Here is a 13,717-nt window from a genome sequence, read left to right on the forward strand (position 1 = left end):
TCGGCGGTCTCGATGGCGCCGACCTGGGCAGAGGTCAGGGCACCCATCTGCGCGGTGGTGAGGCCGGCGACGTTGGCGGTGCTCAGCGCCTTGATCTGGGCGGTGGTCAGCTTGGCCAGGTCGGCGGTCTCGATGGCGGCCACCTGGGTGCTGGTGAGGGCGCCCAGCTGGGTGCTGGTGAGGCCGATGACGTTGGCGGTGGTGAGGCCGGCGATCAGGGCGGTGCTGAGATCGGCGGCGGTGATGCCCGCGATCTGGGCAGCGCTGAGCTTGGCCAGATCGGCGGCCTCGATGGCGGCCAGTTGAGCGGTGCTCAGGGCATCCATCTGCGCGCTGGTGAGGCCGCTGATGTTGGCGGTGCTCAGCGCGGCGATCTGCGCGGTGCTGAGCTGGGCCAGGTCGGCGGTCTCGATGGCACCGACCTGGGCGGAGGTCAGGGCGCCCATCTGCGCGGTGGTGAGGCCGGCGACGTTGGCGGTGCTCAGCGCCTTGATCTGGGCGGTGGTCAGCTTGGCCAGATCGGCGGTCTCGATGGCGGCCACCTGGGTGCTGGTGAGAGCACCCAGCTGGGTGCTGGTGAGACCGGTGATGTTGGCGGTGGTGAGGCCGGCGATCAGGGCGGTGCTGAGATCGGTGGCGGTGATGCCCGCGATCTGGGCAGCACTGAGCTTGGCCAGGTCGGCCGTCTCGATGGCGGCCAGCTGGGCGGTGCTCAGGGCATCCATCTGCGCGCTGGTGAGACCGGTGATGTTGGCGGTGCTCAGCGCGGCGATCTGGGCGGTGCTGAGCTGGGCCAGATCGGCGGTCTCGATGGCGCCGACCTGGGCCGAGGTCAGAGCGCCCATCTGTGCGGTGGTGAGGCCGGCGACGTTGGCGGTGCTCAGCGCCTTGATCTGGGCGGTGGTCAGCTTGGCCAGGTCAGCAGTCTCGATGGCTGCGATCTGGGCGGAGCTCATCGCACTCAGCTGGGGGCTGGTGAGGCCGGTGATATTGGCGGTGCTCAGCGCGGCGATCTGCGCGGTGCTGAGCGATGAAACTTGGCCGAGAGCTGCGGTTTGTGTAGTGGATAGCCATCCGAACTGCACAGTCAGGCCAGTGAATGAGAGCTGGCTGATCTGCTCTGGAGTGATGCCGGCAAACTGTGCCTGCGTCAGATTGCCAAGGCCATAAGCGTTGATCTCGGCGACGGAAGCCGCAGCAATCTCGGCGGCTGTCGTTCCTGATGTGATTGCAGCCATTTTTCAACTCCTTGAAGAGCATGGGTATTTGGTAATAAAGGGGGAGCAGGGAGCTGCAGCCGCGAAGCCGGCGAGCCTCTGTAGTGGTCTGAGCCGCCTTGAGGCAGCATCAGTCCGAGAGGTCTTCCCCTTTGGCTTCCTCCAAACCGTTCAGCCAGTGGCAATGCACTCGATGAACCGGTTGGCTGCACTGCCATAGCCTCTCGGCTTAATGGGGGATATGCCCGTCGCTCTCCAACTGCTGCAGGTGAGCCGGTGTGCCCGTCCTGCTGAATGGTTGGCAGCAATGCGCCATCAGCCCTTAGCAATGGCTATCGGCAGAGGTTCGCTCGCTCTTTAGGGAGGGGGTTGAAAAAATCAGGGGTGGCGGGTGTGGCCCGTTGCAGAAGACGACGGGAGGGGGAGGCATCGCGTGTCTGCGCACAGGCTGAGATTGATCGTTTGCGGCTCATCAGGCGAAACCAGCCATTCGTTGACCTTGCGCACGTCATCGTTGACCAGCGTGCCACTCCAGCGGCGCAGTACCATGATGTTCATAATGAAGTCGTACTGCGACTTCAGGAGGTCGCGGTGGGTTGCGTACTCTTCCTTGACGGTATTCAGGACATCCACCGCATTCATCATGCCGAAGCCGAATGCCTTCTCTGCGGCCTGCCGAGACTTTCTCGCCGACTCCAGCGCTTTGCGTGAAGCGGCGATCTTGTTCAGCCCGGCCTCCATGCCGGAGTAGGCTGTCCTGGTTTCGCGTATCACCTCGCGGCGCACGGCTTCCAGCTCATGTTCGGCGGTCATCAGGTCCTCGTAGGTGGACGATACCTGGGCGCTGGTCGAGCCGCCGCTGTAAATCGGCACCATCACGCCCACACTTGCGACATAGGTGTCAGTGCGGGGGGTCATGCTGTTCTCGTAGCCGATATCGCTGCGTTGAGCCGCTAGATTCAGGTTGACGCTGGGGAGGTGCCCCGACTTTGCTTGCCGCAGGGAGGCTTGGGCCGCATCCACGGCCTTCTGGCGAGCGAGTAGCGTCGGGTTGGATGCCATGGCCTGTTGCTCCCAGTACTCGAGCCCCTGTGCAGGCGGGTAGAAATTGGCTTGCTCGCCGATACGCTTGAGCTGACCGGAAAGGCTGTGCCCGACCAGTTCGGATAGCGCCTCGCGGCTGGTGGCGACGGTATTGTGCGCCTTGATCTCGGCAGCCTCGAGCGCATCGACGCGGGCGGACATCTCCAGGGTGTCGGTGATCATCGCCAGTTGCCGTGAATACAGTGCGTTGACGCGGTCGAGATTGTGCTGGGTAGTCCGGAGTTCGGCCCTGACCAGCTCAAGCTGATCCTCGGCGGCCAGCACCATGAAGTAACGCTCGATCAGGTCGACCGTGGCTGCTTCGCGTGTCGCTTCGTATTCGGCTGCCTGCTGCTGTGCCAGCGCGCTGAAACGGCGATAGTTGTGCCAGATTTTCGGATCGTAAAGTGCCTGACTCAGGCCGAGCATGTAGCGGTCGCCGTTGTAGAGCAGGCGATTCTGTTCGGTTTCCTGTTCGCTGCGGCTGAAGGAACCGCTGGCATTTACCTGTGGCAGCAGTTGACCAAGCGCCTCACGTTTGCGCCATTGGCTGCTCTGGTTGCGCGCCCGCGCTGCAAGGATGCGTTGGTCTTCGAAGGTGGCCTCTTGGGACAGTTGCCAGAGATCGACAACAGCCTGCCCGTCCCTAGTCCTTTCCGCGGCTGCTCCGCTGTGCACTTGTGGCGCATGAGCCAGCGCCTGCAATGGCTCACCCAAGGTGGTCATCATCGCCAGCCAGTACAAGGCGCTTTTGAATTGACTCATGCACTCAATCCTCGATCAGTGAGCGGGCAAAGGCATTGCTGGCAGGCTGTACCAGGTAGCTGAACAGGGTGCGCGCGCCTGTATTGATGAGGACTTCGGCTGGCATGCCTGGTACCAGTAGCAGGTTGCCTAGGTCCGCGCGGCCTTGTGCGGTCAGTGCGATGCGCCCCAAGTAGTAGGCCATGCCGGTCTGCTCGTTGGTCAGGCGATCCGCCGAGACATGGATGAGCCTGCCCTCGATCACCGGAGTGGTGGCGTTGTTGAAGGCGCTGAAGCGAATGTCGGCCAGTTTGCCGATGGCGATGCGGTCAATGTCGGTCGGTGCTATCTGCACTTCGACGATCAGCTCCTCGCTGGCGGGTACGATGTCCAGCAGCGGGGTGCCCTGGCCGACCACGCCGCCGACGGTGTGGACCCTCATGCCTAGCACCATGCCGGACTCGGGGGCGCGGATCTGGATGCGGTCGGCGCGATCCTGGGCGGCAGATAGCCGCTCGCGCAGGTCGAAGCCCTGGGTCTGCACTTCGGCCAGCTGCTTGACCACCTCGGCAACGAAGTTCTTCTGCAGCTGGGCGATCTGTAGTTCCGTCTCGCCGATTTGCAGGCGGGTCTGGGCAATGGATGACTTGAGTTCCGCCATCTCGGAGCGCAGGCGGCTGAGGCTACGTTCTTGCTCGTGCAGGCGCTGCTTGTCGACGAAGCCTTCCTTGAGCAGGGCGCTGAGGTCGCCGACTTCTTCCTGGTAGGAGTCGGCCAGTTCCTGCTTGCTGGCGATCATCGCCTGGAAGCCGCGAATCTGCTCGTCGAGCTGCACGCGCCGCTTATTGAGGACGTCGATTTCACCCAGGCGCGCATTGCGGCGGGCGAGGAAGATGCGCCGCTCGTTTTCCTCGGCCTCGATCACGCGCTGGTCATTGCCTTCGGGCGTCGAGGCAAAGGTGACGCTGGGCTGGTCGTCGCGTTCGGCGAGCAGGCGGTTCTCCATGACGCGTATGGCTATCGACTGGCTGCGCAGCATCTCCAGCTCTGCCAGGGTCTGGCTGCCGTCCAGCTCGATCAGTACGTCGCCGGCCTTGACCAGGTCGCCGTCGCGCACGTGCAGGGCCTTGACGATGCCGCCTTCGAGGTGCTGCACGGTCTTGCGGTAGCTCTTCACCGTGACCACGCCGGGCGCCAGGGCGGCGCTGTTCAGTGGCGCCAGGGCGGCCCAGGAGCCGAACAGGCCGAAGGTCAGAAAAAGGATGAGGTAGCCGATGCGGCGGATCGGCTGGTCGTCGATATGCGGCTGGGCGGCTTGTTCGGGTTCGGCCGGCTGTACGGCTTGGTGGTCCACGTCGGTTGCCATCGGTTTCATCCGTTACGCAGGGGTGGCTGCAGGCTGAGGGGCGATCACCTGTTGGGCTTTCTGCAATTCGGCCAGAACCTGGCCGAGCGGCCCGAACATCACCTGCGCGCCGTCGCGCAGCACCATCAGTTTGTCCATCGCAACCAGTATGTTGGTGCGGTGGGTGATCACGAACAGCGTGGTGCCGTCGGCCTTGAGCTGTTGCAGGGCGAGGGTCAGGGCGCACTCGCCCTGCTCGTCTAGATTGGAGTTCGGCTCGTCGAGCACCACCAGCCGGGGCTTGCCGTACGCTGCGCGGGCCAGGCCGATGCGCTGGCGCTGGCCGCCGGAGAGGGTGCCACCACTGGCACCGATCCGGGTGTCGTAGCCTTGGGGCAGTTGCAGAATCAGCTCATGGACGCCAGCGAGACGCGCGGCCTCGACTACGGCAGCGGGGTCGACGGTGCCGAAGCGGGCGATGTTTTCGCTGATGGTGCCTTCGAACAGTTCGATGTCCTGAGGCAGGTAGCCAATGTGCGGGCCGAGTTCGTCACGCTTCCAGCTGAACACGTCGGCGCCGTCCAGGCGCACCTTGCCGTGGGACGCCGGCCAGATGCCGAGCAAGGCTCGCGCCAGGGTCGATTTGCCGGCGCCGCTGGGGCCGATGATGCCGATCGCTTCGCCGGGCACCACACTGAAGTTGAGGCCGCGAATAACCGGCTGCGCCGCGCCGGGCGGGGTCACCATCAGCGCCTCGGCGGTCACTGCGCCGGCAGGCGTGGGTAGCGACATGCGCTCCGGTTCGGCGGCGATCTTGCCGAGCAGATCGTTGAGGCGTTCGTATTGGCCTCGGGCCGAGATGAAGCCTTTCCAGGAGCCGATCATCAGGTCGATCGGCGCCAGTGCTCGGCCGAGCAGAACGGAGCCGGCAATCATCATGCCGGAACTGATCTCCTGCTCCAGCGACAGGTAGGCACCTAAGCCGAGGATCAGCGACTGCACCAACAGGCGAAAGGTCTTGGAGAGGGAGGTGATGGTGCCGGCGCGGTCACTAGCCACGCCCTGCAGTTCCAGTACGCGGTTGTTGCGCTCCTGCCAACGGCGACGCAGTTGCGGCAGCATACCCATCGATTCCACCACCTCGGCGTTGCGCAGGTTCTTGTTGGTGAAGGCGGTGGCAGCGAGATTTTCCTGGTTTGCATTCTTGAGCGTCTGGCTGGTCAGGCGCTCGTTGGCGTATGCCAGGGCGATGAGGATGGCTGCGCAGAGCAGGGCAAACCAGCCGAACCAGGGATGGAACATAAACATCAGTGCTAGATAGATCGGCAGCCAGGGCGCGTCGAAGAAGGCGAACAGGCCGTTGCCGGTGAGGAACTGGCGCAGCCCAGTCATGTCGTTGAGCGGCTGTGCGGAGGCATTCATGCCGCCGGAGTAGAGCGCTTGCTTGAAGCTGGCGTTGTAGAGCCGGCCGCCGAGCAGGATGTCCAGCCGGGTGCTGATGCGCACCATGATGCGTGAGCGTACCCATTCCAGCGCGCCCATGGTGGCCAGCAGCAGCACCAGGATCAGGGTCAGCATCAGCAGAGTCGACTCGCTGCCGGAGGCGATCACCCGATCGTAGACCTGCAGCATATAGAAGGTGGGGACGAGCATCAGAATGTTGACGAACAGGCTGAAAAATCCGGTTGCTATGAAGCTGCCCTTGCAGGTGTGCAGGGCAGCCCGGAGGTCCGTCTTGTGGGGGGGGGTCATGTGCTGCGACTCGCTGGCAGGCGGAAACGTGGGTGGTGAGTAACTACGCGGTCGAAGAGTACCGTTAAGGAGGGGAGGCGCTTGCGTGGAAAAGGCCACTGTGCAGGGGGTATATCAACGAACAAGGCACCCGTGGGTGCCTTGTTCGTTTGCAGGTGGGGAGTGCAGTTTTAGTGGCTGCACTCTAGCTAGGCTGATTAGCCCAGCAGCTTCAGTACGGACTGGGTCGACTGGTTGGCCTGGGCCAGAACCGAGGTGCCGGCCTGCTGCAGGATGCCGGCGCGGGTCATCTCGGCCACTTCCACGGCGTAGTCGGCGTCTTCGATGCGCGAGCGCGAAGCAGACAGATTGGTCTGGTTGTCCTGCAGAGAGGCCACGACAGAGTCAAGGCGGTTTTGTTTGGCACCGAGGGTGCTGCGAGCGGTGTCAATGGTTTTGATGGCGGCATCGACGGAGTCGATTGCAGCCTTTGCCGCGGTATTGTCGTTTACAGCAAGAGCAGAGACAGTCAGAGTGGCCGCTGTCGCGTCCACAGTAGCGATCTTAATGTTGTCGTCACCGCTAGTGCCGGCACCGATCTGGATATTAAGGTCCACAGGAGTAGCAGTATTCAGCAGCTGGGTGCCGTTGAATTTGGTGTTGCCGGCGATACGATCGATTTCGGCGACACGCTCGTCAATTTCGATCTTGATCGAGGCGCGGTCTTCAGTAGTGTTGGTATCGGAAGCGGCCTGCACTGCCAGCTCACGGATACGCTGCAGGTTGTCGTTGATGCTGCTCAGGCCGCTTTCCATGGTCTGGGCCAGGGAAATGCCGTCGTTGGCGTTGCGCTGAGCTTGGGACATACCCTTGACCTGGGCGGTCATGCGGTTGGCAATGGCCTGACCCGCGGCGTCGTCCTTGGCGCTGTTGATGCGCAGGCCGGAGGACAGACGCTCCATGGCGGTGGACTGGGTTTTGGCCGAGTTGCTCAGGTTCTTCTGGGCAATCAGGGAGGACATGTTGGTGTTGATGGTAGACATGGTCTGTTCCTTCTCTTGAGTTGAGCACCAGTGGCGAGCTGTGCTGCGCGCGTGCTGCGCCTGGCGACAACGGCGCCGTTGGCCGTTACCTCAGATATCGACGGGGCAGGGGGAAGCTTTAGGGCGAGTGGCGATTTTTTGTGAATGAATTGGCATTTTTTGATCTGCCTCAATCATCTGCCCATGCGGTGGACTATCCCGCCACCTGCGCCAAGGTGAAATTCGGTCCCTGTCTTTCTCAGGCAGTCGCCAACTGCTGCCGCTCCGCACAGAACTCCACGAACTGCTCCACTTTGAGCGGCGGCGAGTACCAGTAACCCTGCGCCAGCTCGCAGCCCATGGCCTGGAGCATCTCGGCCTGCTCCGGTTTCTCCACGCCTTCGGCGACGGTGATGCAGCCGAAGTTGCGCGCCATGTCGATGACCGTTTCGGCCAGGCGCTGGTCCTGGGGGTCGGTGTCCATCTGGCTGACGAAAGTGCGGTCGATCTTCAGTACCGAAACCGGCAGGGTCTTCAGGTAGGCCAGCGAGGAGTGGCCGGTGCCGAAGTCGTCGATGGCGATCGACAGGCCGTGCTCAGCGAGGCGTTGTAGCTGGTGGCGGGCCAGCTGGACGTCCTGCACCAGGCCCGTTTCGGTGACTTCGATTTCCAGTGCACCGAGCGGCAGGGTGCTTGCGCTCAGGCGTTCGAGCAGCCGCGTGGCGAAGTCGTCCTGCATCAGCTGCAGCGGGGCGACGTTGACCGCCAGGCTGAAGTCGGCGGCGACCTCGCCGGTGTCCCGCCAGGCTTCGAGCTGGTGGATGGCTCGGTCGATCACCCAGTCGCCGATCGGCAGGATGTCGCCACTGGCTTCGGCCATCGGGATGAACTCGGCCGGCGAGACGAAGCCGAGTTCGGGGTGTACCCAGCGCAGTAGCGCCTCGGCGCCGAGCACGCGGCCGTTGCGCAGGTCGATCTTCGGCTGATAGACGAGGAACAGCTGATCGCGCGCGAGGGCTTCGTGCAGGGCCTGGCGGCAGCGGGTGCGCTGCTGCAGCTCGGCTTCCAGACTGGCCTGGTAGAGGCGCCACTGGTCGCGCTCCTCCGGCACGGCGAGGGCGGCGAGGCGCACCAGGTGGTCGGCGTCATCGTGGGGCATGTGGCTGTGGCTGACGCCCAGGCGTGCGCCGAGGCGGATCAGCAGGTGTTCGAAGCTGAAAGCGGCGCCGGCGCAGTCGAGGATCAGCCGGCAGCGGCGGGCCAGCTCGGCGTCGTCGAGCAGCGGCTGGTGGATCACCCATTCATGGCTGCTCCACACGGCGATGCTGGCTTCGCTGCCGAGCTGTTGGCGCAGGCGCTCGCGCAGGTGGCGGGCGAGGGTTTCGCTGCTGCGTGTGCCGTGCAGGCGGGCGACTTCGTCGAGGCCATCCAGCGCCAGGTGGCAGAGCGTCAGCGCCTGACCGCGGGCAGCGGCCTGGGCGAGGCTGGCCAGCAGCGCCGGGCGGTTGGGCAGGGCGGTGACCGGGTCCTGGAAGGACAGGCGCTGGATCTCGGCGGTGCGCTCGTCGACCAGGTGGCCCAGCAGCAGGGCCTGGTCGCTGCGCTCGCGGAGCAGGAAGTGCACCTCGAGGGTGTTGTGGATGCGCTGCAGGACTTCCTGCTGGTCGAAGGGCTTGCCGACGAAGTCGCGGGCGCCGCGGGCCAGCGCCTCGAGGCGGGTTTCGAGGTCGGTCTGTGCACTGAGCACGATCACCGGCGGCGCCTGTTCGCCCCAGCGCGTCCTGAGCTGGTCGAGAACCTGCAGGCCGCTGAGGTGCGGCATGCGGATGTCGAGCAGCAGCAGGTCGGGCAGGCCCTGTTCGAGCAGTGCGGCGAGCTGGCGCGGTTCGCAGAGGCCGCGCACGTTGCCGTAGCCGTGTTCGTCGAGCAGGTCGAGGAGCAGCTCGACGTTGTTCGGGTTGTCGTCCAGCACCAGGATGCGGGCATCCCGGTAGCCGTTGGCGGTGACAGGCATCAGGCGCGCTCCGTGCGAGCGAACTGGTCGAGCAGGGTGAGTAGTCGCGGGATGTCGAGGGGCTTGGTCAGGTAGGCTCTGAAGCCGGCGGCCGCGGCTTTGCGCAGGTCGTCGGGCATGGCGCTGGCGGACAGGCCGATGACCGGAATGGCGCGGGTCACCGGGTTGCCGGCAAGCCACTGCATGGCCTGGTAGCCGTCCATGCCGGGCAGGTTGATGTCGAGAAGGATCAGCTGCGGCGGTTGCGAGCAGGCCAGTTCGAGGCCTAGCTCGGCGGAGTGGGCGCAGTGCAGGACGAAGCCGTCGAGTTCCTCGAACAGCTCTTGGAGCAGGCGCTGGTTGGCCGGGTTGTCCTCGATGTAGAGCACCCGCAGGGTGGGCGCCTCCGGCTCCTCGAGCGCTGGCGGCGCGGTTTCGCTGCGCCCGCGGCTGGCCTCGGTGGCGCCTACGGTAGCGTCTTCGCCGTGGGGCAGTTCGAACCAGAATTCGCTGCCGACGCCTTGCTCGCTGCGCACGCCGATGCGGCCGTCCATCAACTCGAGGAGCTTGCGGGTCAGCGCCAGGCCGACGCCGGTGCCCTCAATGCTGCCGCTCTCGGCGCCGAGGCGGTTGAACGGCTGGAACAGCTGGTCGAGACGGTCGGCGGGGATGCCGATGCCGGTGTCGCGCACGACGACGCGCACGCAGCCGTCGTGACGCTGGCAGTCGAGCTGCACGCGGCCCTGGGCTCGGTTGTACTTGATGGCGTTGGTGATCAGGTTGATCAGCACCTGCTTGAGGCGGGTGTAGTCGGCCTGCAGCCAGCAGGCGCTGCCCAGGCCCTGCGGCAGTTGCAGGTCGATGCCGTACTGGCGGGCGATGGGCATCAGGGTGGTGCAGGCGTCCTCGAGCACGTCGCCGAGCTGGATGCGTTCGATGGACAGGTTGATCTGCCCGGCCTCGATGCGCGCCAGGTCGAGCACCTCGTTGATCAGGGTGAGCAGGTGCTGGCCGCTCTTGTAGATCTGTTCGACCTGGCGCTGCTGGCGTTCGCCGAGCGGGTACTTCTGGCTGTTCTGCAGCAGCTGGGCGAAGCCGAGGATGGCGTTGAGCGGGGTGCGCAGCTCGTGACTCATCGAGGAGAGGAATTCGCTCTTGGCGCGGCTGGCGTTTTCCGCCTGGTCGCGGGCCTGCCGCAGCTGTTCGGTAAAGCTGTCGCGTTCGTTGAGTTGGCGGTACAGCTTGATCAGCAAGGCGCAGGTGGAAATGAACGGCTCCAGCCATTCGACCAGTTCGGCGCTGTAGGGCTGTGCGCCATTGGCGATGGCGAACATGCCGATCACCTCGCCCTGATCGAGGATCGGCACGCCGAGGAAGTTGCTCAGCGCGGGATGGCCGGGCGGGAAGGCGCTGTGCGGCGTGTGTGCCTGCATGTCGTTGCGCAGCACGGTCTGGCCGTCGGCGAACACCCGGCCGAGCAGGCTGTTGGGGTTGCTGAGCAGCATGCGGCCTTCCTTGAACTGCTCCATCAGTTGGCGCGAGGCGTCGTCCCAGGACAGGTCGGTGATGGCGTGGATCTTCAGCGCCGGCTGGTCGTCGACCGTCAGCACTTCGCCGATCAGCGCGTAGTCGCTGCGGGTCAGCTCGCGCAGGGCCTGCTTGAGAAAACTCCACAGGCGGTTGCCGGACATCAGCGCCTGATAGTCGGTGAGGCCGCGGTGCAGCACGCCGAGCAGCTGTTGCTGGCGCTCGAGCAGGTGGTTGGCCGTCTGCACCTCGCTGAGGTCGGAGAGGATGCCGATGAAGTCGCAGCTCTGGGTGGCATCGTCGTAGTGCACCTGGCTGACCGCCAGGTGGACGGGGATGGCGTGGCCGTCGCGATGCTGGGCCTCGACCCGGCGGCCCTTGCCGATGATGTGCGCCTCGCCGCTGGCGTGGTAGTTGCGCAGGTACTGGTCGTGGTCGACGGCCCAGCGCATGGGCATCAGCCGGCTGACGTTGCTGCCGAGCAGCTCGTCGCGCTGGTAGCCGAGCAGGCGCAGGGCGAAGTCGTTGATCTCGAGGATGTGCCCCTGGCTGTCGATGCGCACGATGCCGGCGGCGGCGCCGCGCACGATGGCCTCGTAGCGGGCGGCGCGCTTCTGGCTGCGCAGGCTCTCGTGGTCGAACAGCAGGCGGTGGTGGTGCAGCTTGAGCAGCTCCTCGACCTGGCCGGCGAGGGTTTCCAGCAGGTGCAACTGGCTCGCTGAGAGCTGGCGCGGGCGGCGGTCGATGACGCACAGGGTGCCGAGCACGTGGCGACCATCGGGCATCAGCGGGATGCCGGCGTAGAAGCGGATGTGCGGCGCACCGCTGACCAGGGGGGGGGCGGCGAAGCGCGGGTCGGCGAGGGCGTCCTCGATCAGCAGCGGCCGGCGCGAATCCACAGTGTGGTTGCACAGGGAGAGATCGCGCCCGGTCTGGCAGGCGTCGAGGCCGACGGCGGACTTGAACCACACGCGATTGGCGTCGATCAGGGTGATCAGCGCGATGGGCGCGTCGAGCAGTTCGGCGGCCAGTGCAGTGAGGCGGTCGAAGGCCGGCTCGCGCGGGGTGTCGAGGATCTGCAGGTCATGCAGCAGTCGCAGGCGTTCGGGTTCGTTGTGCGGGGTGTGCATGGCTCATCCGTGCTGGGGCGCGCTCAGCAGGCGATCTGTTCGCGTGCGGCGCAGAATTCGACGAACTGCTCGACCTTGAGCGGCGGCGAGTACCAGTAGCCCTGGGCCAGCTCGCAGCCCATGTCCATGAGCATTTCTGCCTGTTCGGGCTTCTCCACGCCTTCGGCGACGGTGATGCAGCCGAAGTTGCGCGCCATGTCGATCACCGTCTCGGCCAGGCGGCGGTCCTGGGGTTCGGTGTCCATGTTGCTGACGAAGGCGCGGTCGATCTTCAGTACCGAGACCGGCAGGGTCTTCAGGTAGGCCAGCGAGGAGTGGCCGGTGCCGAAGTCGTCGATGGCCACCGAGACGCTGTGACGGGACAGCAGTTGCAGCTGCGTGCGGGCCAGGTCGACGTTCTGCATCAGGCCCGACTCGGTGACCTCGACTTCCAGCGCGCCGGCCGGCAGGCGGCTGCGCAGCAGGCGCTGGAGCAGGTTGCGGGCAAAGTCCGGTCGGGTAAGTTGCTGCACGGAGACGTTGACCGCCAGATGGAAGTCGTTCGCCACCTGGCGGGCAGCGAGCCACTCCTCCAGCTGGCGGATGGCGCGCTCGATCACCCAGTCGCCGATGCGCAGGATGTCGCCGCTGGCTTCGGCCATGGGGATGAAGTCGACCGGGGAGACGAAGCCCAGCTGCGGGTGGACCCAGCGCAGCAGTGCCTCGGCGCCGATGATTCGGCCGCTGCGCAGTTCAATCTTCGGCTGGTAGACGAGGAAGAACTCATGGTTGTCGAGCGCGCCTCGCAGGGCTTCGTGCAGGCGGATGCGCTTCTGCAGGGCGTCCTCGATGCTCGGCTGGTACAGGCGCCAGCCCGAGCTGGTGTCGGGCAGGGCGAGGGCGGCCAGGCGCAGCAGTTGTTCGGCGGACTGGTGCGGCATGCCGGTGTGGCTGATGCCGATGCGTGCGTCGATGCGGACCTGAACCTGGTCGATGGCAAAGGGCTGGGCGATGCAGCGCAGGATGGCCTGGGCCTGTTCGCCCACGGCGCCCTCGGCCAGCGGCTGGCGGGTGATCAGCAGCCATTTGTTGGTATTCCACACGCCCACGGTGGCCTCGCCGCCGAAATTATCGAGCAGGCGGTCGCGCAGGTGCAGGCTGAGCGCCTCGCTCATCGCATAGCCGTGCAGGCGGGCGATCTCGTCCATGCCCTCCATGGCGAGGAAGTAGAGCAGCGCGGGTTGGCCTTGCTGCAACAGTTCATTTAGCTGGGCGAGCAAGGCGCGGCGGTTGGGCAGCTGGGTGACCGGATCCTCACGGGACAGGCGCTGGATGGCGGTCGTGCGTTCTTCCACCAAGCTCTGCAGCAGGGTGGCGCGGTTGTTGCGCTCCTTGAGCAGAAAGTGCACCTCGAGGGAGTTGCGGATGCGCTGCATCACTTCCTGCTGGTCGAACGGCTTGGTGAGGAAGTCGCGCGCGCCGAGGTCGAGGGCCTGCATGCGGGTATCGCGGTCGGTCTGGGCGGTCAGCACGATGACCGGCGGCGCCTGTTCCGCCCAGCGAGCTTTCAGCCAACCGAGCACCTCATGGCCGCTCAGGTGCGGCATGTTGATGTCGAGCAGGATCAGGTCGGGCAGCTTTTCCTCGAGCATCGGCTCGATCCAGCGCGGGTCGTTGATGCCGTGGCAGTTGTGGTAGCCGTAATGCTGGAGCAGGGCCAGCAGCAGCTTGACGTTGACCTGGGTGTCGTCGACGACAAGGATGTAGGCGTCCTTGTGAGGTGGTGCGGGCGACGGCATGGGTCCTCCTGCCTGGCGGGTTCTGGGGCGCCGGATTCGATGGGGTGTTGTCGACCGGCAGGCGGTGCAGCGTGCCCGGCCCGTGCCTGTTCTTCCCCAGGGCATGGGGGCGTAATCAGCAGTCGCCCCCATGGGGAATAACGGCCC

At 65.3% G+C, this 13,717-nt stretch carries 7 protein-coding genes and 1 pseudogene; all 8 read right to left on the reverse strand.

Features of this window, described 5'->3' with window-relative positions; genetic code table 11:
- Window positions 1-41: 41 nt before the first annotated feature.
- A pseudogene (locus tag KRX52_RS20875) lies at window positions 42-1,238 on the reverse strand (hypothetical protein); the annotation flags it as partial.
- A 357-nt stretch (window positions 1,239-1,595) separates the two neighbouring features.
- The gene (locus tag KRX52_RS19695) at window positions 1,596-3,065 is read right to left on the reverse strand and encodes a TolC family outer membrane protein (protein WP_254797707.1); all 1,470 of its coding nucleotides are present in this window, start codon (window positions 3,063-3,065) and stop codon (window positions 1,596-1,598) included.
- Between the two features lie 4 nt (window positions 3,066-3,069).
- On the reverse strand, window positions 3,070-4,410 hold the full coding sequence (locus tag KRX52_RS19700; protein ID WP_217683431.1) for an HlyD family type I secretion periplasmic adaptor subunit: 1,341 nt from the start codon (window positions 4,408-4,410) through the stop codon (window positions 3,070-3,072).
- Window positions 4,411-4,422: 12 nt separating this feature from the next.
- On the reverse strand, window positions 4,423-6,141 hold the full coding sequence (locus tag KRX52_RS19705) for a type I secretion system permease/ATPase (RefSeq protein ID WP_217683432.1): 1,719 nt from the start codon (window positions 6,139-6,141) through the stop codon (window positions 4,423-4,425).
- Between the two features lie 197 nt (window positions 6,142-6,338).
- Entirely contained in the window at window positions 6,339-7,163 is an 825-nt protein-coding gene (locus tag KRX52_RS19710) for a flagellin N-terminal helical domain-containing protein (RefSeq protein WP_217683433.1), read from the reverse strand.
- Window positions 7,164-7,401: 238 nt separating this feature from the next.
- Window positions 7,402-9,156: an EAL domain-containing response regulator gene (locus KRX52_RS19715; protein ID WP_217683434.1), complete on the reverse strand. Its 1,755-nt coding sequence runs from the start codon at window positions 9,154-9,156 to the stop codon at window positions 7,402-7,404.
- On the reverse strand, window positions 9,156-11,792 hold the full coding sequence (locus KRX52_RS19720; RefSeq protein ID WP_217683435.1) for a GAF domain-containing protein: 2,637 nt from the start codon (window positions 11,790-11,792) through the stop codon (window positions 9,156-9,158). The genes KRX52_RS19715 and KRX52_RS19720 overlap by 1 nt, the downstream gene beginning before the upstream one ends.
- 23 nt (window positions 11,793-11,815) lie before the next feature.
- On the reverse strand, window positions 11,816-13,570 hold the full coding sequence (locus KRX52_RS19725; protein WP_217683436.1) for an EAL domain-containing response regulator: 1,755 nt from the start codon (window positions 13,568-13,570) through the stop codon (window positions 11,816-11,818).
- Window positions 13,571-13,717: the final 147 nt, after the last annotated feature.

Origin of the sequence: Geopseudomonas aromaticivorans, from assembly GCF_019097855.1 — a bacterium.
GTDB lineage: Bacteria > Pseudomonadota > Gammaproteobacteria > Pseudomonadales > Pseudomonadaceae > Geopseudomonas > Geopseudomonas aromaticivorans.

Coding starts and splice junctions, on each gene's coding strand:
- KRX52_RS19695 (WP_254797707.1), bottom strand. CDS start 3,065: ATGAGTCAATTCAAAAGCGCCTTGTACTGGCTGGCGATGATGACCACC.
- KRX52_RS19700 (WP_217683431.1), bottom strand. CDS start 4,410: ATGGCAACCGACGTGGACCACCAAGCCGTACAGCCGGCCGAACCCGAA.
- KRX52_RS19705 (WP_217683432.1), bottom strand. CDS start 6,141: ATGACCCCCCCCCACAAGACGGACCTCCGGGCTGCCCTGCACACCTGC.
- KRX52_RS19710 (WP_217683433.1), bottom strand. CDS start 7,163: ATGTCTACCATCAACACCAACATGTCCTCCCTGATTGCCCAGAAGAAC.
- KRX52_RS19715 (WP_217683434.1), bottom strand. CDS start 9,156: ATGCCTGTCACCGCCAACGGCTACCGGGATGCCCGCATCCTGGTGCTG.
- KRX52_RS19720 (WP_217683435.1), bottom strand. CDS start 11,792: ATGCACACCCCGCACAACGAACCCGAACGCCTGCGACTGCTGCATGAC.
- KRX52_RS19725 (WP_217683436.1), bottom strand. CDS start 13,570: ATGCCGTCGCCCGCACCACCTCACAAGGACGCCTACATCCTTGTCGTC.